At 49.4% G+C, this 18,204-nt stretch carries 12 protein-coding genes, 2 tRNA genes and 3 rRNA genes; 13 read left to right on the forward strand and 4 right to left on the reverse strand.

Features of this window, described 5'->3' with window-relative positions; genetic code table 11:
- Position 1 precedes the first annotated feature (1 nt).
- The 4 genes from rbsC (at position 2) to rbsR (ending at position 3,968) form a co-directional block, all read left to right on the forward strand.
- Complete coding sequence (gene rbsC, locus Z042_RS04215; protein WP_024912950.1) at positions 2–964, forward strand: ribose ABC transporter permease; 963 nt, start codon at positions 2–4, stop codon at positions 962–964.
- Positions 965–1,034: 70 nt separating this feature from the next.
- Positions 1,035–1,922: a ribose ABC transporter substrate-binding protein RbsB gene (gene rbsB, locus Z042_RS04220; protein ID WP_024912951.1), complete on the forward strand. Its 888-nt coding sequence runs from the start codon at positions 1,035–1,037 to the stop codon at positions 1,920–1,922.
- 112 nt (positions 1,923–2,034) lie between these two features.
- Positions 2,035–2,961: a ribokinase gene (gene rbsK, locus Z042_RS04225; RefSeq protein WP_024912952.1), complete on the forward strand. Its 927-nt coding sequence runs from the start codon at positions 2,035–2,037 to the stop codon at positions 2,959–2,961.
- Positions 2,962–2,966: 5 nt separating this feature from the next.
- Entirely contained in the window at positions 2,967–3,968 is a 1,002-nt protein-coding gene (gene rbsR, locus Z042_RS04230) for a ribose operon transcriptional repressor RbsR (RefSeq protein ID WP_024912953.1), read from the forward strand.
- On the opposite strand, the gene Z042_RS04235 is transcribed toward rbsR, so the two are convergent.
- The gene (locus Z042_RS04235; RefSeq protein ID WP_024912954.1) at positions 3,965–4,651 is read right to left on the reverse strand and encodes a FadR/GntR family transcriptional regulator; all 687 of its coding nucleotides are present in this window, start codon (positions 4,649–4,651) and stop codon (positions 3,965–3,967) included. The two genes, rbsR and Z042_RS04235, sit on opposite strands and share 4 nt — an antisense overlap.
- 526 nt (positions 4,652–5,177) lie before the next feature.
- Between Z042_RS04235 and Z042_RS04240 the strand changes: the two genes are divergently transcribed.
- From Z042_RS04240 to rrf, 5 genes are all read left to right on the forward strand, one after another.
- A 16S ribosomal RNA gene (locus tag Z042_RS04240) occupies positions 5,178–6,719 on the forward strand.
- 72 nt (positions 6,720–6,791) lie between these two features.
- Positions 6,792–6,868 (forward strand) — tRNA-Ile (locus Z042_RS04245).
- A gap of 131 nt (positions 6,869–6,999) precedes the next feature.
- Positions 7,000–7,075 (forward strand) — tRNA-Ala (locus tag Z042_RS04250).
- A 216-nt stretch (positions 7,076–7,291) separates the two neighbouring features.
- Positions 7,292–10,200 (forward strand): 23S ribosomal RNA (locus tag Z042_RS04255).
- A 120-nt stretch (positions 10,201–10,320) separates the two neighbouring features.
- Positions 10,321–10,436 (forward strand): 5S ribosomal RNA (rrf, locus tag Z042_RS04260).
- The 16S, 23S and 5S rRNA genes sit together here with 2 tRNA genes alongside, the layout of an rRNA operon.
- Before the next feature lie 86 nt (positions 10,437–10,522).
- On the opposite strand, the gene mobB is transcribed toward rrf, so the two are convergent.
- Together mobB and mobA are read right to left on the reverse strand one after the other, a co-directional pair.
- The gene (mobB, locus tag Z042_RS04265) at positions 10,523–11,044 is read right to left on the reverse strand and encodes a molybdopterin-guanine dinucleotide biosynthesis protein MobB (protein WP_024913544.1); all 522 of its coding nucleotides are present in this window, start codon (positions 11,042–11,044) and stop codon (positions 10,523–10,525) included.
- Positions 11,037–11,630, reverse strand: a complete 594-nt coding sequence (mobA, locus tag Z042_RS04270; protein WP_024913543.1) for a molybdenum cofactor guanylyltransferase MobA — start codon at positions 11,628–11,630, stop codon at positions 11,037–11,039. The genes mobB and mobA overlap by 8 nt, the downstream gene beginning before the upstream one ends.
- Positions 11,631–11,781: 151 nt before the next feature.
- Between mobA and Z042_RS04275 the strand changes: the two genes are divergently transcribed.
- The 3 genes from Z042_RS04275 to dsbA all read left to right on the forward strand — a co-directional run bounded on the left by Z042_RS04275 (position 11,782) and on the right by dsbA (position 13,784).
- Positions 11,782–12,051: a YihD family protein gene (locus tag Z042_RS04275; RefSeq protein ID WP_024913542.1), complete on the forward strand. Its 270-nt coding sequence runs from the start codon at positions 11,782–11,784 to the stop codon at positions 12,049–12,051.
- 92 nt (positions 12,052–12,143) lie between these two features.
- Positions 12,144–13,130, forward strand: a complete 987-nt coding sequence (locus Z042_RS04280; RefSeq protein ID WP_024913541.1) for a serine/threonine protein kinase — start codon at positions 12,144–12,146, stop codon at positions 13,128–13,130.
- 30 nt (positions 13,131–13,160) lie between these two features.
- Positions 13,161–13,784 carry a thiol:disulfide interchange protein DsbA gene (gene dsbA / locus Z042_RS04285; RefSeq protein ID WP_024913540.1) on the forward strand — a complete coding sequence of 208 codons (624 nt, stop codon included), beginning with the start codon at positions 13,161–13,163 and terminating at the stop codon, positions 13,782–13,784.
- Between the two features lie 41 nt (positions 13,785–13,825).
- Here the strand turns inward: dsbA and Z042_RS04290 are convergent, their stop codons facing one another.
- Positions 13,826–14,722: an acyltransferase gene (locus Z042_RS04290; protein ID WP_024913539.1), complete on the reverse strand. Its 897-nt coding sequence runs from the start codon at positions 14,720–14,722 to the stop codon at positions 13,826–13,828.
- Between the two features lie 619 nt (positions 14,723–15,341).
- Between Z042_RS04290 and polA the strand changes: the two genes are divergently transcribed.
- On the forward strand, positions 15,342–18,131 hold the full coding sequence (gene polA / locus Z042_RS04295; protein WP_024913538.1) for a DNA polymerase I: 2,790 nt from the start codon (positions 15,342–15,344) through the stop codon (positions 18,129–18,131).
- Positions 18,132–18,204 lie beyond the last annotated feature (73 nt).

Raw genomic sequence — 18,204 nt, forward strand, 5'->3', positions numbered from 1 at the left:
TATGAATTCCCAGAGTGTCGCAAAGCGCTGGTTCAGTAAAGAGTGGCTGTTAGAGCAGAAATCGCTGATTGCGCTGCTGGTGCTGATTGCCGTGGTGTCTTCGATGAGCCCGAATTTTTTCACCGTCAACAATCTGTTCAATATTTTACAGCAAACGTCGGTGAACGCCATTATGGCGGTGGGGATGACATTGGTGATCCTTACTTCCGGTATCGATTTGTCGGTAGGTTCATTGCTGGCGTTAACCGGTGCGGTAGCGGCGTCGATCGTTGGTTTTGAAATTAATGCGGTGGTAGCGGTCGCCGCCGCCTTGGCGCTGGGGGCTGCCGTGGGTGCCTGTACCGGGATTATTGTGGCGAAAGGTAAAGTTCAGGCGTTTATCGCCACGCTGGTGATGATGCTGTTGTTGCGCGGCGTTACCATGGTGTATACCAGCGGCAGCCCGATTAATACCGGTTTTACCGATGTAGCAGACGTTTTCGGTTGGTTCGGTATTGGCCGCCCACTGGGTATACCAACACCAATCTGGATTATGGCGATCGTGTTTATCGCTGCCTGGTACATGCTGCATCACACTCGCTTGGGCCGCTATATCTATGCGCTGGGGGGGAACGAGGCCGCAACTCGTTTGTCCGGTATCAGCGTCGATAAAGTGAAAATCATCGTTTACTCGCTGTGCGGTCTGTTGGCTGCTCTGGCTGGAGTGATTGAAGTTGCGCGCCTGTCATCGGCACAGCCAACCGCCGGTACGGGTTATGAACTGGATGCTATCGCTGCGGTGGTGCTGGGCGGAACCAGTCTGGCTGGGGGTAAAGGGCGCATCGTTGGCACCTTGATCGGGGCACTGATCCTGGGTTTCCTGAATAACGGTTTGAATTTGTTGGGCGTTTCTTCTTACTACCAAATGATCGTGAAAGCAGCCGTTATTTTGCTGGCGGTTCTGGTAGATAACAAAAAGCAGTAAGTATTTTCAAAGGCGGGCTTACCAGCCCGTAGTATTCACGAACACTTATTTCCCTACAGGAATCACGCACATGAAAATGAAAAAACTGGCCGTATTCGCTTCTGCTATTGCTCTGTCTGCCACTTTGAGTGCGAATGCGTTGGCTAAAGACACCATCGCGCTAGTGGTTTCAACGCTGAACAACCCGTTCTTTGTGTCAATGAAAGACGGTGCTCAGCAGGAAGCCAACAAACTGGGTTACAATCTGGTGGTGCTGGATTCCCAGAACAACCCGGCAAAAGAACTGGCCAACGTGCAGGATCTGATGGTGCAGAACCCGAAGCTGCTGCTGATCAACCCAACGGATTCTGATGCGGTCGGTAACGCCATCAAAATGGCCAATCAGGCCAAGATCCCGGTAATCACGTTAGATCGCGCAGCCGCTAAAGGCGAAGTGGTTAGCCACATTGCTTCCGACAACCGCGCTGGCGGTAAAATGGCCGGTGATTTTATTGCCAAACAAGCCGGAGCAGACGCTAAAGTGATCCAATTAGAAGGTATCGCCGGGACTTCTGCGGCACGTGAACGTGGTGAAGGTTTCAAACAGTCTCTGGAACAGAATAAATTCACATTATTGGCCAGCCAGCCTGCGGATTTTGATCGCACCAAAGGGCTGAACGTTATGCAAAACCTGCTGACTGCGCATCCAGATGTGCAAGCCGTATTTGCCCAGAACGATGAAATGGCGTTGGGTGCATTGCGTGCGTTACAAACTGCCGGTAAAACCGGTGTGGTGGTGGTGGGTTTCGATGGCACCGATGATGGCGTGAAAGCGGTTGAAGGTGGCAAACTGGCCGCAACGGTGGCGCAACGCCCGGAGCAAATTGGCGTGATTGGCGTAGAAACCGCCGATAAAGTGTTGAAAGGCGAACAAGTGCCCGCCACTATTCCGGTTGATTTGAAGCTGGTGACCAAGTAAGCCATACCCTTTACTTTTCACGTTGCTACCAAGTGGCAACGTGAAGTTTATCGGGTATCCACGCTATCAAAACGCAGCGTTATGGTGGTGCGCAATTTCAGGAATCAATGTGATGGAAACAGGAAAGCTGGTGGTTCTGGGTAGTATTAATGCCGACCATATCCTCAATATCGAACAGTTTCCCCGCCCAGGCGAAACGGTGATCGGGAAGCAGTATAACGTCGCTTTCGGTGGCAAAGGGGCTAACCAGGCTGTGGCTGCCGGGCGCAGTGGCGCGGAAATCGCGTTTATCGCCTGTGTTGGGGCTGATGATATTGGTGAGCGTATTCGCCAGCAGCTGGCGACCGATGGTATTGATACTCAATCGATTGAAGCTATCGCCCACCGTACTACCGGTGTTGCACTGATTTTTGTTAATGCGGAAGGTGAAAACGTGATTGGTATTGACGCAGGCGCGAATGCAGCGCTGACGCCCGATTACCTCAATCACCATCGGCAGAAAGTGATCGATGCTGAGGCGTTACTGATGCAGCTTGAATCACCCATCGAAACGGTAATTGCTGCCGCCAAACTGGCAAAACAGCACCATACGCAAGTGATCCTCAACCCGGCACCGGCTCGCGAATTGCCGGATGAATTACTGGCGATGATCGATATCATCACGCCGAATGAAACCGAAGCGCAGCGGCTGACCGGTATTGCTGTTAATAACGATAATGATGCTGCTCGTGCAGCCAATGCGCTGCATGATAAAGGTATCGGATGCGTGATTATTACACTCGGCAGCCGGGGGGTTTGGCTGAGTGAAAATGGCAGCGGCAAACGAGTGCCTGGCTTTAAGGTGAAAGCGGTCGATACCATTGCGGCTGGCGATACGTTCAACGGCGCACTGGTTACTGCGTTACTCGAAGGTAAAGCAATGAATGAAGCTGTGCGTTTCGCCCATGCAGCTGCGGCAATTGCCGTCACTCGCGCGGGTGCACAACCTTCGGTACCTTGGCGTGCAGAGATTGACGCCTTCCTGCTGCAACAGGGGTAATCCTTTTGGCTACCATGAAAGATGTTGCCCGGCTGGCAGGGGTTTCAACCTCAACGGTATCGCACGTTATCAATAACAATCGCTTTGTCAGCGACAGCGTGCGCAGCAAAGTCATGGCGGCCGTTGAACAGCTTAATTATGCTCCATCTGCTTTGGCACGCAGCCTGAAACTCAATACCACACGTACCATCGGTATGCTGGTTACCTCCAGTAATAACCCGTTTTATGCCGAAGTGGTGCGTGGCGTAGAGCGCAGTTGCTACGAACGTGGCTATAGCCTGATTCTGTGTAATACCGAAGAAGATGCGGCGCGCATGAATCGCAGCATGGAAACGCTGTTGCAAAAACGTGTCGATGGCTTGTTATTGATGTGTACTGAAAACCATCGCCCATCACCAGACGCACTCAGCCGTTATCCTTCTTTACCCATTGTGATGATGGATTGGGCTCCGTTTGAAGGGGCTAACGACATTATTCAGGATAACTCATTGCTCGGTGGTGAAATGGCAACCGATCATCTGATTGATCGTGGCTATCGCAAAATTGCCTGCATTGCTGGCCCGCAGGATAAAACCACCGCACGCCATCGTTTGGAAGGGTATCGCCGCGCGATGTGCCGTGCCGGGCTCGATATTCTGCCGGGTTATGAAGTGCATTGTGATTTTGAATTTGAGGGGGGCGTTCAGGCTATGCGGCAACTGCTGGCGTTGGCCGAACCGCCGCACGCGGTATTTGCTGGAAACGATGCGGTGGCCGTAGGCGTTTATCAGGCATTGTATCAGGCCAGGCTGATGGTGCCGCAGGATATGGCCGTCATGGGGTATGATGATATCGAGTTGGCTAAATACCTGGCCCCGCCGCTCAGTACTATCCATCAACCGAAAGATTCATTGGGGGAGTTGGCCATTGATGCATTGATCAATCGCTTGCAACACCCAGAACGTGATGCTCAAGTTCTGGTACTGACGCCCGAACTGGTGGAGCGTGCTTCCGTTGGCCACCGTTAATCGGGAAGTAACAGGGTTTGGCATGCAGTCAGTGCTGCGGCGCTGTTCCCCGACACAATGGCATCGACAATCGCTTGATGGTTTTGCAGCTTAATCACTTCGTTATCGGTAATCGCACGAAAGTAGTTTTGATAAACCGAACTGAATAACTTGGCGAATGAAATCAGAAACGGATTGGCGCTGGCTTCGTATATCAGCTGATGGTATTGGGTATCTATTTCAATCCAACGTTCGCGGTCAAAATCGGTGTGCAATGTGCGCATTTCCAGCATCAAGTGTGTTAATTGTGTTTTTTGTTGCGCAGTGGCGTTATCGGCAGCCAGTGAACAGGCTTGAGGTTCGAGCGTGGTGCGCAGAATCAGGAAGTGCTGCATGACCTGGTCGAAATTCTCCTTCGTCATCCACCAGGCCAGTAAATCCTGATCGAGAAAGTTCCATTGGTTTTGTGGCATTACCCGCGTCCCGATACGTGGGCGGGGCAACAGCATACCTTTGGCAGCCAATATTTTTACGGCTTCCCGTACCGCAGTGCGGCTAACACCAAATTGCTCCCCCAACTCCATCTCACCTGGCAAGATGCTGCCCGCTTTATATTCACCTGCCAAAATTTGTTGGCCAAGCTTTTCTGCCAACAGATAAGAAAGATTTCGCTGTGCGGCCTGTTGTTGAGCATTAAATTGCATAGTTGTGAACCCTTGGCTTACCTCATTATCTTTTATTTTACTCTACGACAGGCTAGCTCTTATGGGGATTCCATAAAAAATGAGCAAAATGCTGGCTTGTACAGCGTTTTGCTGAAAATATCCGCGCTTGAACCCTTTTTTGAATTTAGGGGTTGCGGCCGGCGAGGAACGCCCTATAATGCGCCTCCACTGACCGGGAACAACGGCGTCTTGTGATAAAGAAAGCCGCCCAGCCAGGAAGGGGCAACCCGGTGACAACATCGTCTCTCAACAGAGAAAAAAGGTTGACTCTTCAGCGGGAAAGCGTATTATCTGCCTCCCGCGTTACCGAGAAACAAACCGGTAACCACGCTCTTTAACAATTTATCAGACAATCTGTGTGGGCACTCACAAGACGATATCCAGCCACTTCGGTGGCAAAAAATATCAAGTCTTGAAGAGTGACCAAGCAGTAATTCATTGAAGTGAATTATTACAAACGTTGATTTTCGAGCATCGCTGCACGTGTTGCAGCACATCAAGCTTTTAATTGAAGAGTTTGATCATGGCTCAGATTGAACGCTGGCGGCAGGCCTAACACATGCAAGTCGAGCGGCAGCGGGAAGTAGCTTGCTACTTTGCCGGCGAGCGGCGGACGGGTGAGTAATGTCTGGGAAACTGCCCGATGGGGGGGGATAACTACTGGAAACGGTAGCTAATACCGCATGACGTCTACGGACCAAAGTGGGGGACCTTCGGGCCTCACGCCATCGGATGTGCCCAGATGGGATTAGCTAGTAGGTGGGGTAATGGCTCACCTAGGCGACGATCCCTAGCTGGTCTGAGAGGATGACCAGCCACACTGGGACTGAGACACGGCCCAGACTCCTACGGGAGGCAGCAGTGGGGAATATTGCACAATGGGCGCAAGCCTGATGCAGCCATGCCGCGTGTGTGAAGAAGGCCTTAGGGTTGTAAAGCACTTTCAGTGGGGAGGAAGGCAGCATGCTTAATAGGTGTGCTGATTGACGTTACCCACAGAAGAAGCACCGGCTAACTCCGTGCCAGCAGCCGCGGTAATACGGAGGGTGCAAGCGTTAATCGGAATTACTGGGCGTAAAGCGCACGCAGGCGGTCTGTGAAGTCGGATGTGAAATCCCCGGGCTTAACCTGGGAACTGCATCCGAAACTGGCAGGCTAGAGTCTTGTAGAGGGGGGTAGAATTCCAGGTGTAGCGGTGAAATGCGTAGAGATCTGGAGGAATACCGGTGGCGAAGGCGGCCCCCTGGACAGAGACTGACGCTCAGGTGCGAAAGCGTGGGGAGCAAACAGGATTAGATACCCTGGTAGTCCACGCTGTAAACGATGTCGACTTGGAGGTTGTGCCCTTGAGGCGTGGCTTCCGGAGCTAACGCGTTAAGTCGACCGCCTGGGGAGTACGGCCGCAAGGTTAAAACTCAAATGAATTGACGGGGGCCCGCACAAGCGGTGGAGCATGTGGTTTAATTCGATGCAACGCGAAGAACCTTACCTACTCTTGACATCCACAGAACTTTCCAGAGATGGATTGGTGCCTTCGGGAACTGTGAGACAGGTGCTGCATGGCTGTCGTCAGCTCGTGTTGTGAAATGTTGGGTTAAGTCCCGCAACGAGCGCAACCCTTATCCTTTGTTGCCAGCGGTTAGGCCGGGAACTCAAAGGAGACTGCCAGTGATAAACTGGAGGAAGGTGGGGATGACGTCAAGTCATCATGGCCCTTACGAGTAGGGCTACACACGTGCTACAATGGCGTATACAAAGAGAAGCTACCCTGCGAAGGCATGCGGACCTCATAAAGTACGTCGTAGTCCGGATTGGAGTCTGCAACTCGACTCCATGAAGTCGGAATCGCTAGTAATCGTAGATCAGAATGCTACGGTGAATACGTTCCCGGGCCTTGTACACACCGCCCGTCACACCATGGGAGTGGGTTGCAAAAGAAGTAGGTAGCTTAACCTTCGGGAGGGCGCTTACCACTTTGTGATTCATGACTGGGGTGAAGTCGTAACAAGGTAACCGTAGGGGAACCTGCGGTTGGATCACCTCCTTACCGAACGATATTGGTTGCGTGAGTGTTCACAACAGATTGTCTGATGAAAGTAACGAGCAGAAAACCCTTTATAGGCTTGTAGCTCAGGTGGTTAGAGCGCACCCCTGATAAGGGTGAGGTCGGTGGTTCAAGTCCACTCAGGCCTACCAAATTTGTACTTATGCTGCGTTATGCGCGTGGTCGTTTACCGAAAGTGAACGTCCCTTTCGCATGCCTTGCCTGAGTAACGATTGACTCTTGGTTGAGTTGGTACCCATAAAGGTTTTTGCACGTGACGTATGGGGCTATAGCTCAGCTGGGAGAGCGCCTGCCTTGCACGCAGGAGGTCAGCGGTTCGATCCCGCTTAGCTCCACCATAACGTCCTTGGTGATACTTCAGAGTGTACTGGCAACAGTATACTGCGACGTATTTTGCTCTTTAACAATCTGGAACAAGCTGAAAATTGAAACCTGACAGCTGAAACTTGTCCCGCCGTAGAGTTATGGGGATAAGGAGTACCCTGTCAGAGAGTCTCTCAAATGTTTACAGCACGATGTGTTCTCTGTTTACAGAAGACACCTTCGGGTTGTGAGGTTAAGTGACTAAGCGTACACGGTGGATGCCTAGGCAGTCAGAGGCGATGAAGGGCGTGCTAATCTGCGAAAAGTGCCGGTAAGGTGATATGAACCGCAATAACCGGCAATACCCGAATGGGGAAACCCAGTGTGTTTCGACACACTATCATGACATGAATCCATAGTGTCATGAGGCGAACCGGGGGAACTGAAACATCTCAGTACCCCGAGGAAAAGAAATCAACCGAGATTCCCCCAGTAGCGGCGAGCGAACGGGGAAAAGCCCAGAACCTGAATCAGCCTGTGTGTTAGTGGAAGCGTCTGGAAAGTCGCGCAGTAAAGGGTGATAGCCCCGTACACCAAAATGCACAGGTTGTGAGTTCGATGAGTAGGGCGGGACACGTGACATCCTGTCTGAATATGGGGGGACCATCCTCCAAGGCTAAATACTCCTGACTGACCGATAGTGAACCAGTACCGTGAGGGAAAGGCGAAAAGAACCCCGGCGAGGGGAGTGAAACAGAACCTGAAACCGTGTACGTACAAGCAGTGGGAGCCTCTTAATGGGGTGACTGCGTACCTTTTGTATAATGGGTCAGCGACTTATATTTTGTAGCAAGGTTAACCGAATAGGGGAGCCGTAGGGAAACCGAGTCTTAACTGGGCGTCTAGTTGCAAGGTATAGACCCGAAACCCGGTGATCTAGCCATGGGCAGGTTGAAGGTTGGGTAACACTAACTGGAGGACCGAACCGACTAATGTTGAAAAATTAGCGGATGACTTGTGGCTGGGGGTGAAAGGCCAATCAAACCGGGAGATAGCTGGTTCTCCCCGAAAGCTATTTAGGTAGCGCCTCGTGAACTCATCTTCGGGGGTAGAGCACTGTTTCGGCTAGGGGGCCATCCCGGCTTACCAACCCGATGCAAACTCCGAATACCGAAGAATGTTATCACGGGAGACACACGGCGGGTGCTAACGTCCGTCGTGAAGAGGGAAACAACCCAGACCGCCAGCTAAGGTCCCAAAGTCATGGTTAAGTGGGAAACGATGTGGGAAGGCACAGACAGCCAGGATGTTGGCTTAGAAGCAGCCATCATTTAAAGAAAGCGTAATAGCTCACTGGTCGAGTCGGCCTGCGCGGAAGATGTAACGGGGCTAAACCATGCACCGAAGCTGCGGCAGCGACGCTAAGGCGTTGTTGGGTAGGGGAGCGTTCTGTAAGCCGTTGAAGGTGGTCTGTGAGGGCCGCTGGAGGTATCAGAAGTGCGAATGCTGACATAAGTAACGATAAAGCGGGTGAAAAACCCGCTCGCCGGAAGACCAAGGGTTCCTGTCCAACGTTAATCGGGGCAGGGTGAGTCGACCCCTAAGGCGAGGCTGAAAAGCGTAGTCGATGGGAAACGGGTTAATATTCCCGTACTCGGTGTTACTGCGAAGGGGGGACGGAGAAGGCTAGGCTGGCCGGGCGACGGTTGTCCCGGTTTAAGCGTGTAGGGGGAGAGAATTGGTAAATCCGTTCTCTTATTCAACCCTGAGGCGTGATGACGAGTCACTACGGTGGCGAAGTGGTTGATGCCAAGCTTCCAGGAAAAGCCTCTAAGCTCCAGGTAACACAGAATCGTACCCCAAACCGACACAGGTGGTCAGGTAGAGAATACCCAGGCGCTTGAGAGAACTCGGGTGAAGGAACTAGGCAAAATGGTGCCGTAACTTCGGGAGAAGGCACGCTGGCATGTAGGTGAAAGGACTTGCTCCTGGAGCTGAAGCCAGTCGCAGATACCAGCTGGCTGCAACTGTTTATTAAAAACACAGCACTGTGCAAACACGAAAGTGGACGTATACGGTGTGACGCCTGCCCGGTGCTGGAAGGTTAATTGATGGGGTTAGCCGCAAGGCGAAGCTCTTGATCGAAGCCCCAGTAAACGGCGGCCGTAACTATAACGGTCCTAAGGTAGCGAAATTCCTTGTCGGGTAAGTTCCGACCTGCACGAATGGCGTAATGATGGCCAGGCTGTCTCCACCCGAGACTCAGTGAAATTGAACTCGCTGTGAAGATGCAGTGTACCCGCGGCAAGACGGAAAGACCCCGTGAACCTTTACTATAGCTTGACACTGAACATTGAGCCTTGATGTGTAGGATAGGTGGGAGGCAGTGAAGTGTGGACGCCAGTCTGCATGGAGCCAACCTTGAAATACCACCCTTTAATGTTTGATGTTCTAACTTTGCCCCGTAATCCGGGGTGAGGACAGTGTCTGGTGGGTAGTTTGACTGGGGCGGTCTCCTCCCAAAGCGTAACGGAGGAGCACGAAGGTTAGCTAATCACGGTCGGACATCGTGAGGTTAGTGCAAAGGCATAAGCTAGCTTGACTGCGAGAGTGACGGCTCGAGCAGGTACGAAAGTAGGTCTTAGTGATCCGGTGGTTCTGAATGGAAGGGCCATCGCTCAACGGATAAAAGGTACTCCGGGGATAACAGGCTGATACCGCCCAAGAGTTCATATCGACGGCGGTGTTTGGCACCTCGATGTCGGCTCATCACATCCTGGGGCTGAAGTAGGTCCCAAGGGTATGGCTGTTCGCCATTTAAAGTGGTACGCGAGCTGGGTTTAGAACGTCGTGAGACAGTTCGGTCCCTATCTGCCGTGGGCGTTGGAAGATTGAGAGGGGTTGCTCCTAGTACGAGAGGACCGGAGTGAACGCACCGCTGGTGTTCGGGTTGTCATGCCAATGGCACTGCCCGGTAGCTAAGTGCGGAAGAGATAAGTGCTGAAAGCATCTAAGCACGAAACTCGCCTCGAGATGAGTCTTCCCTGGGGCCTTGAGCTCCCTGAAGGAACGTTTGAGACGAAGACGTGGATAGGCTGGGTGTGTAAGTGCAGCGATGCATTGAGCTAACCAGTACTAATGAACCGTGAGGCTTAACCTTACAACACCGAAGGTGTTTTGTTGAGAGACAAGAGAGTAGTGAGTTTTGATATTCAGCGATGTTCCCGGATTGGATTGACTGGCTTTACGAAAGTGAAGCGGGTTGATTAAATGGAATTTGCCTGGCGGCAATAGCGCGGTGGTCCCACCTGACCCCATGCCGAACTCAGAAGTGAAACGCCGTAGCGCCGATGGTAGTGTGGGGTCTCCCCATGCGAGAGTAGGACACTGCCAGGCATCAAACAAGTGGAAAGCCCCATGCGAAAGCATGGGGCTTTTTGCTGTGCGGTGAAGGCAGAATACGGGCTGGTTCATAATTCTACTTATGCTTTTATCTGCTTCAGCCATTGTGTGATAAATATGGCAATCTCTTTTGGGTTATTGATGTTCAATTGACATGTTATGCCTTCTATCTTTTTATCGCTGGCCACTGCAATAACATATTTATCCATCATACTTTCAAGTGGTTTTCCTATTTCTTCACGATAAAGAATGATTTTACTGATAGGTTCATGTTTGAATCCTTCCACTAGAATCAAATCTACTTTGCCGCTGTCAAACCTGCCAGCCAAATACGTTAAATCCAACGATTGCTGTTCGGGCGTTTCCGTCATCAGTGCCCAGCGCTGATTATTGGCCACTAATGTTTGATTGGCGCCCGCTTTACGTAATTCGTAACTGTCTTTGCCTGGTGTATCAACATCCATATCATGATGGGTATGTTTAATCAGCCCAATCCGTATCTGTTGCTGTTTCAATAGAGGGATCAATTGTTTGAGCAGCGTTGTTTTTCCTGTCCCGCTATAAGCAGCAAAAGCGAGCAAGGGGGGCAATAAGTTAGCCATCAACCATTCCTTTTTTCTGTAACCATTGCTGGCAATCTTCAGGCGTATTTAAATTACAGAATGCCTGTTGTTGGTTATTGAACACAACCTGCTGCGCACCGATGGCCTCCATAAACAACATTAGTTTACGTTCACCCCTATTTAAATAATCTGTTAAGTTATCAATCAGACTAGTATGCAGCAATGCCAGTGTAGGGTGTATGTGTTTGCCATCGCTGGCATAGGCCGCCAGAGCGGTGCCTTTATGCAACCATAGCTGCTCAACCAGATCGTGAGGGAAATCTGGCACATCGCAAGGGGCACTGACCACCCATTCGGTACTGGCATAGTGGAGCCCTGCCAATATACCTGCTAACGGGCCAGAAAAATCTGCTGTCAGGTCACCCACCACGGGCAAACCACTTTCCCTATAGTGTCGCTGGTTACGGTTTGCACTGATGATAACGTTACCTACTTGCGGGGTTAATCGAGCTAATACGTGTTGGTACAGTGCTTTATCGCCCAGTTGAACCAAGCCTTTATCTTTACCTTTCATGCGCGTAGAGCGCCCACCAGCCAGAATAACGCCGGTTATTTCTATGTGCATAACCATTACCCTATGGCATCGCTAATACCCTGATTGTAACGTTAAACCAGGTCAGACATCAGGATTTACCTTTATTGACACGCAGGTTCTTTCACTGGGTGAATAAGCCTGATACTTTGTGGGTTTCTTCACGTCATTGGATGATATTGCTATGAAAACGCATCGCGTAAACGAATTGATCGAATTGCTTCACCCGGTTTGGCAACAGGAGCCGGATCTCAATCTGATTCAATTTCTGCAAAAGCTGGCACAAGAAGCGGGTTTTCAGGGCGAGCTTGTGGATTTGAGCGATGATATCTTGATTTATCACCTTAAAATGCGTGGCAGTGCAGGTACAGAGCAGATCCCTGGTTTGAAGAAAGATTATGAAGAAGATTTCAAAACTGCCTTACTGCGTGCTCGTGGTGTCATCAAAGACTAACATTTATGAGGCAGTCAGCCTATTGCGGTAATTAGTGCTACTATTTTTCATACTTGATACTGTGTTGTCACTTGGCGAATTGAATGGCTGTTATGAATAACTCCGCTTTTAATTTTAAAACCCTTTCTCCTGATTTGATTATGGATGCTTTAGAAGAGGTGGGTTTACGTGTTGATTCTGGGTTGACGGCGCTGAACAGTTATGAAAACCGCGTTTATCAATTTGTGGATGAAGATCGTAATCGTTATGTAGTGAAATTTTATCGGCCAGAGCGTTGGAATGCAGGACAAATTGGTGAAGAACATCAATTTTCCCTTGATTTATCCCAGGCTGAAATACCGGCAGTTGCGCCGTTGATGTTACAGGGAAACACTTTACATACGTATGCAGGATTTTTTTTTACTGTGTTTCCGAGTGTAGGTGGCCAACAATATGAGATAGACAATCTTGAGCAACTGGAATGGGTTGGGCGTTTTCTGGGGCGTATTCACCAAGTTGGTAGCAAAAATTTGTTTGTAGAGCGTCCTACTATTGGAATTGAAGAGTATCTCACGGCTCCCCAAGCGGTTCTGGCTGGTTGTGAGCTGGTACCTAAGGTCCTGCGCGATACTTTTTTGAGCGCCACGGATCACCTGATTGCTGCAATAAAACCGCATTGGCTGTCAGATTGGCAGCCGCTGAGGTTGCATGGTGATTGTCATCCGGGCAATATTTTGTGGCGTGATGGGCCACTGTTTGTTGATCTGGATGATGCACGTAATGGACCAGCAGTGCAGGATTTGTGGATGTTGTTGCACGGTGAACGCCGTGAGCAACTGATGCAACTGGATACCTTGTTGGAGGCCTATAGTGAATTTACCGAATTTGATCAGCGTGAATTGGCATTGATTGAGCCGCTACGGGCAATGCGCATGGTGTATTACCTGGCGTGGGTAGTACGTCGTTGGCAGGATCCGGCATTTCCCAAAAGTTTTCCTTGGATGGCGGAGTCTGATTTCTGGTTATCTCAAACTGCGATATTTACCGAACAGGTTAAGCTGTTGCAGGAACCCCCTCTGCAGCTGATACCCATGTATTGAAGCTTTAAACATAATGGAGAGTTTAGTCTTATGAATAAAATATGGTTAACACTTGTTGGCCTGATGATGGCGTTCAGTGCTTCTGCTGCGCAATTCAGCGAAGGTACTCAGTATGTCACTTTGAACAAACCGGTGACCGGTGAACCACAGGTATTGGAGTTCTTCTCTTTCTACTGCCCGCACTGCTACCAGTTTGAAGAGGTTTATCATGTTTCTGATAGTGTGAAGCAAGCCTTGCCAGCTGGCACTAAAATGACCAAATATCATGTGGAGTTCCTGGGGCCATTGGGTAAACAATTGACTCAGGCGTGGGCTGTGGCGATCGCGTTGGGCGTGGAAGATAAGATCACTCAACCCATGTTTGAAGCCATACAAAAAACACAAACGATACAAACACCGAATGATATTCGTGACGTATTTGTGAAAGCGGGTGTGAAAGCAGAAGATTACGACGCAGCGCTGAATAGTTTCGTGGTGAAATCTCTGGTAGTTCAGCAAGAGAAAGCGGCTGAAGATTTGCAACTGCGTGGTGTGCCAGCAGTATTTGTTAACGGCAAATATATGGTTAAAAACGATGGTTTGGATGCCAGCTCAAAAGAAGCTTACGCGAAGCAATTTGCTGATGTGGTTAAGTTCCTGAGCGAGCAGAAATAACGTTTTAATAAATGGAAAACGCCGGTTAACCCGGCGTTTTTTTAGTTGTATTTGTGTTTAATCTTATCCAGTAAACGATCTTTTTCCTGCCATAGTGTGTTCAGCCAAAGCTGGAATTTACGTTTAAACAGTTTATCGTTGAAATAGTCCCCGTGTAGGTTTCTATCAATCGGCAGGCATTCAATTTTTACTACAATACGTTGCAACCGGCCACACAACATATCTATAAATGGATGCGTATGGTTATCTGGATAGAGTAGGGTAACATTCAGTATTTTATCAAACTGGCTACCGAGTGCGCTGAGCGTAAAAGCAATGCCAGCCGCTTTAGGCACCAGTAAATTGCGATAAGGTGAATGAGTTTTAATTTTTTTTGCTTCCGTAAAGCGTGAGCCTTCAACGAAATTGACGATAGTGGTTGGACGTTGGCGGAACTTCTCACAGGAACGGCGTGTTGTTTCGATATCTTGGCCCCGTTTTTCTGGATGCTTCAGCAAATAAGAGCGTGAATAGCGTTTCATGAATGGCATATCCAGTGCCCAGCAAGCCAAGCCAACAAAGGGTATCCAAGCCAGTTGCTGTTTGAGGAAATACTTATTCATAGGTATATGATTACGGAATAGCACACACAGCACAACAATATCTGACCAGCTTGTATGATTACTGATCAGCAAGTACCAATGTTTTTTTTCCAGCCCTTCTAGTCCCTCGATATCCCATTGTATACGTGGGTTAATTTTTAGCAGCAGTGCCAAGCTTTGGCACCAACACCACATCACACCGTCGGCAAAAGTGGAGATATGTCGCCAAAGAGTGGGAATGGGAATCAGTAGCTTAATAATACCCGCTAAAGCGATGGGGAGAGAGCATAACGCCGTCACTGCAATAGCAAGCAACGAAGAAAAAATAAGAATGATGGGAGCTAACATTTTTGGCATGAGTTAAGTACTGCTGATTGATGAAACATTGTCATATACTCGTTGCACTTCAAGTTGCATATGCGTTGGCTTTGTTGCTCATTGCAATCACAGAGCTATCGATTATGAACCTCATGGTTGAGGTTCACTCTATGAGAGTCGTTTGTTGTCTTTCTGCAACTTGAACTATTTAGAGTGTAGAGATATTTTAACAGAAATCAGGAGAAGATAATGCTGCGAATAGTCAGTGTGTTAACCAGAAAAAATAGTTTTCTGTCATATGCACTCAGGCAAAGTTTTAATCCTGTGCTAAGGTAATTGAGGTGTCAAAATTGATTATTTGTGCGGTTAAAATCAGCCTCAAGTAATATCCACAAATTGTTTGAAAGATCATTAATAGCAAAGTAAAAAATACTTTATTTTAACACTGTGATTTAAATGGAAATTTCTTACCCAGTTATAATAACAAACGTGTTGTTATAATTCGTTATCTTTTTTATGCACAAAGTTATCCACAGACTGAATCTTGCGGATTGCTTCGCATAATCCCATCAAATTTACCTGTAATGCACACTAAGGTTCGTCACCAGAGGCTAGCTATGGCATGCTTACCTCAGTCCTTTCATGAAAAAGAAACGCTATGGCCCAGATTGCAGAAAACCCATTAATCCTGGTAGATGGTTCTTCTTACCTCTACCGTGCCTATCATGCTTTTCCACCGCTAACCAACTCAGCGGGTGAGCCGACCGGGGCAATGTACGGTGTGCTGAATATGCTGCGCAGCCTGCTTTTGCAATATGCTCCAAGCCACGTGGCGGTGGTATTTGATGCCAAAGGTAAAACCTTCCGTGATGAGCTGTTTGCCGAATACAAATCACATCGGCCACCCATGCCTGACGATCTCCGTGCGCAGATTGAGCCTTTGCATCAAATGGTGAAGGCCATGGGGTTACCGCTGCTGGTCACGCCCGGCGTGGAGGCGGATGATGTGATCGGAACCTTGGCAAGAGAGGCGGAACAGGCCGGCCATGCGGTGTTGATCAGCACCGGTGACAAAGATATGGCGCAATTGGTGACGTCAAATATCACACTGATTAACACCATGAATAACACCATCCTTGGCCCACAGGAGGTGTGTGATAAATACGGTATTCCCCCAGAGTTGATTATTGATTTTCTGGCGCTAATGGGGGATTCGTCGGATAACATTCCTGGCGTGCCGGGCGTGGGTGAGAAAACTGCTCAGGCGTTGTTACAAGGGTTGGGGGGGCTAGATACGCTTTATGCCAATCTTGATAGCATTGCGGGGTTGAGTTTCCGTGGTGCTAAAACTATGGCTGCCAAGCTGGAGCAGAATAAAGACATTGCTTACCTTTCTTATAAGCTGGCGACGATTAAAACCGACGTTGAGTTGGAGCTGAGTTGCGGTGAGCTGGTAATGAGCCAACCGGATGTGGATCAGTTGCAGGCGCTGTTTAAACGATACGAATTTAAACGCTGGATGGCAGACGTTGAAGCTGGTACTTGGTTGGAAAACAAAGATAATGGCCGTAAAGCAGCAAATGCGGCGGCAAAACCTGCTGCGTTAGCTGAAACGCCAAAGGCAGCTACGTTATCGCAAGAAGGCTATGTCACTATCCTTGATGAAGAAACCTTTGTTGACTGGATCGAGCGTCTGAAAAAAGCAGAGGTGTTTGCTTTTGATACCGAAACCGATGGTTTGGATACCTTGACTGCCAATCTGATAGGGTTGTCTTTTGCTATTGCACCTGGCATGGCGGCTTATTTGCCGGTTGCCCATGATTACCTTGATGCGCCAGCACAGTTGGATCGTACCCATGTATTGGCTGCCCTGAAGCCGCTGCTGGAAGACGAAAAGGCGTTAAAGGTTGGGCAGAATCTGAAATTCGACAAGAGCTTGCTGGCGCGCTATGGCATCGATCTGCGTGGTATTGCTTATGACACCATGCTTGAATCCTACGTATTGGACAGTGTCAGTGGTCGGCATGATATGGACAGCCTGGCCGATCGTTATCTTGGTCATAAAACCACTACTTTCGAAGAGATTGCCGGTAAAGGGAAAAACCAGCTAACTTTCAATCAGATTGCTTTTGAGCAAGCAGCACCTTATGCCGCAGAAGATGCTGACGTGACGCTACAGTTACATTTAGCAATGTGGCCACAGCTGAAAGAAAGCGAAAGTTTGCTGAGGGTATTCAATGAAATTGAAATCCCATTGTTGCCAGTTCTTTCCCACATGGAACGAACCGGTGTGCTGATTGATCAAAATATTCTGGCGGCGCATTCCCAAGAGCTGGCTAAACGCTTGGCCGATCTTGAGGTACAAGCACATGAACTGGCAGAAGAACCATTTAATTTGGCTTCAACCAAGCAGCTACAGGCCATTTTGTACGAAAAGCAAAAGTTGCCAGTATTGAAGAAGACGCCGGGTGGTGCTCCCTCAACCAATGAAGAGGTTTTGGCCGAACTGGCTCTTGATTATCCGTTGCCGAAGGTGCTGCTGGAATATCGTGGTTTGGCGAAACTGAAAACCACCTATACCGACAAGTTGCCGCTGATGATTAACCCAGTTAGCGGAAGGGTGCATACTTCTTATCACCAGGCGGTGACGGCCACTGGCCGCCTGTCATCCAGCGATCCAAACTTGCAGAATATCCCGGTGCGTAATGACGAAGGCCGTCGTATCCGTCGGGCGTTTATTGCACCAGAGGGTTACCGTATTGTCGCTGCCGATTACTCGCAGATTGAGTTGCGTATCATGGCGCATCTGTCTCAGGACGAAGGTTTGTTGAAGGCATTTGCTGAAGGTAAGGATATTCACCGTGCGACTGCGGCCGAAGTCTTTGGTTTACCGCTCGATAAAGTAACCAGCGAACAACGCCGCAGTGCTAAGGCGATTAACTTTGGCCTGATTTACGGTATGAGTGCGTTTGGTTTGGCGCGCCAATTGGGTATCCCACGTAGTGAAGCCCAGCGTTATATGGATCTCTACTTTGAACGTTATCCTGGCGTGTTGGAATATATGGAGCGTACTCGCCAGCAAGCTTCGGAGCAGGGTTATGTCAGCACGTTAGATGGCCGTCGTCTGTATTTGCCAGATGTACGTTCCAGCAATGCTATGCGCCGCAAAGCGGCTGAACGGGCTGCGATTAATGCTCCAATGCAGGGAACCGCAGCGGATATTATCAAGCGTGCGATGATTGAAGTGGATAACTGGCTACAAGGGCAGGAACAACCGTTAGTGCGTATGATCATGCAGGTACATGATGAACTGGTGTTCGAGGTACATGAATCAGCGATTGAAGAGGCTAGCCAGCGTATTCATGAACTGATGGAAAACAGTATGAAACTGGCGGTGCCGCTTAAAGTGGATGTGGGAGTGGGTAAAAACTGGGATGAAGCTCATTGATGGTCTTATTCGTGGGGTTCCTGAGCGGCATTTCATTTAACGGGGGTAACCTAAATATTTTTCTGTAATTAAG

It is taken from the genome of Chania multitudinisentens RB-25, from assembly GCF_000520015.2.
Taxonomy (GTDB): Bacteria; Pseudomonadota; Gammaproteobacteria; order Enterobacterales; family Enterobacteriaceae; genus Chania; species Chania multitudinisentens.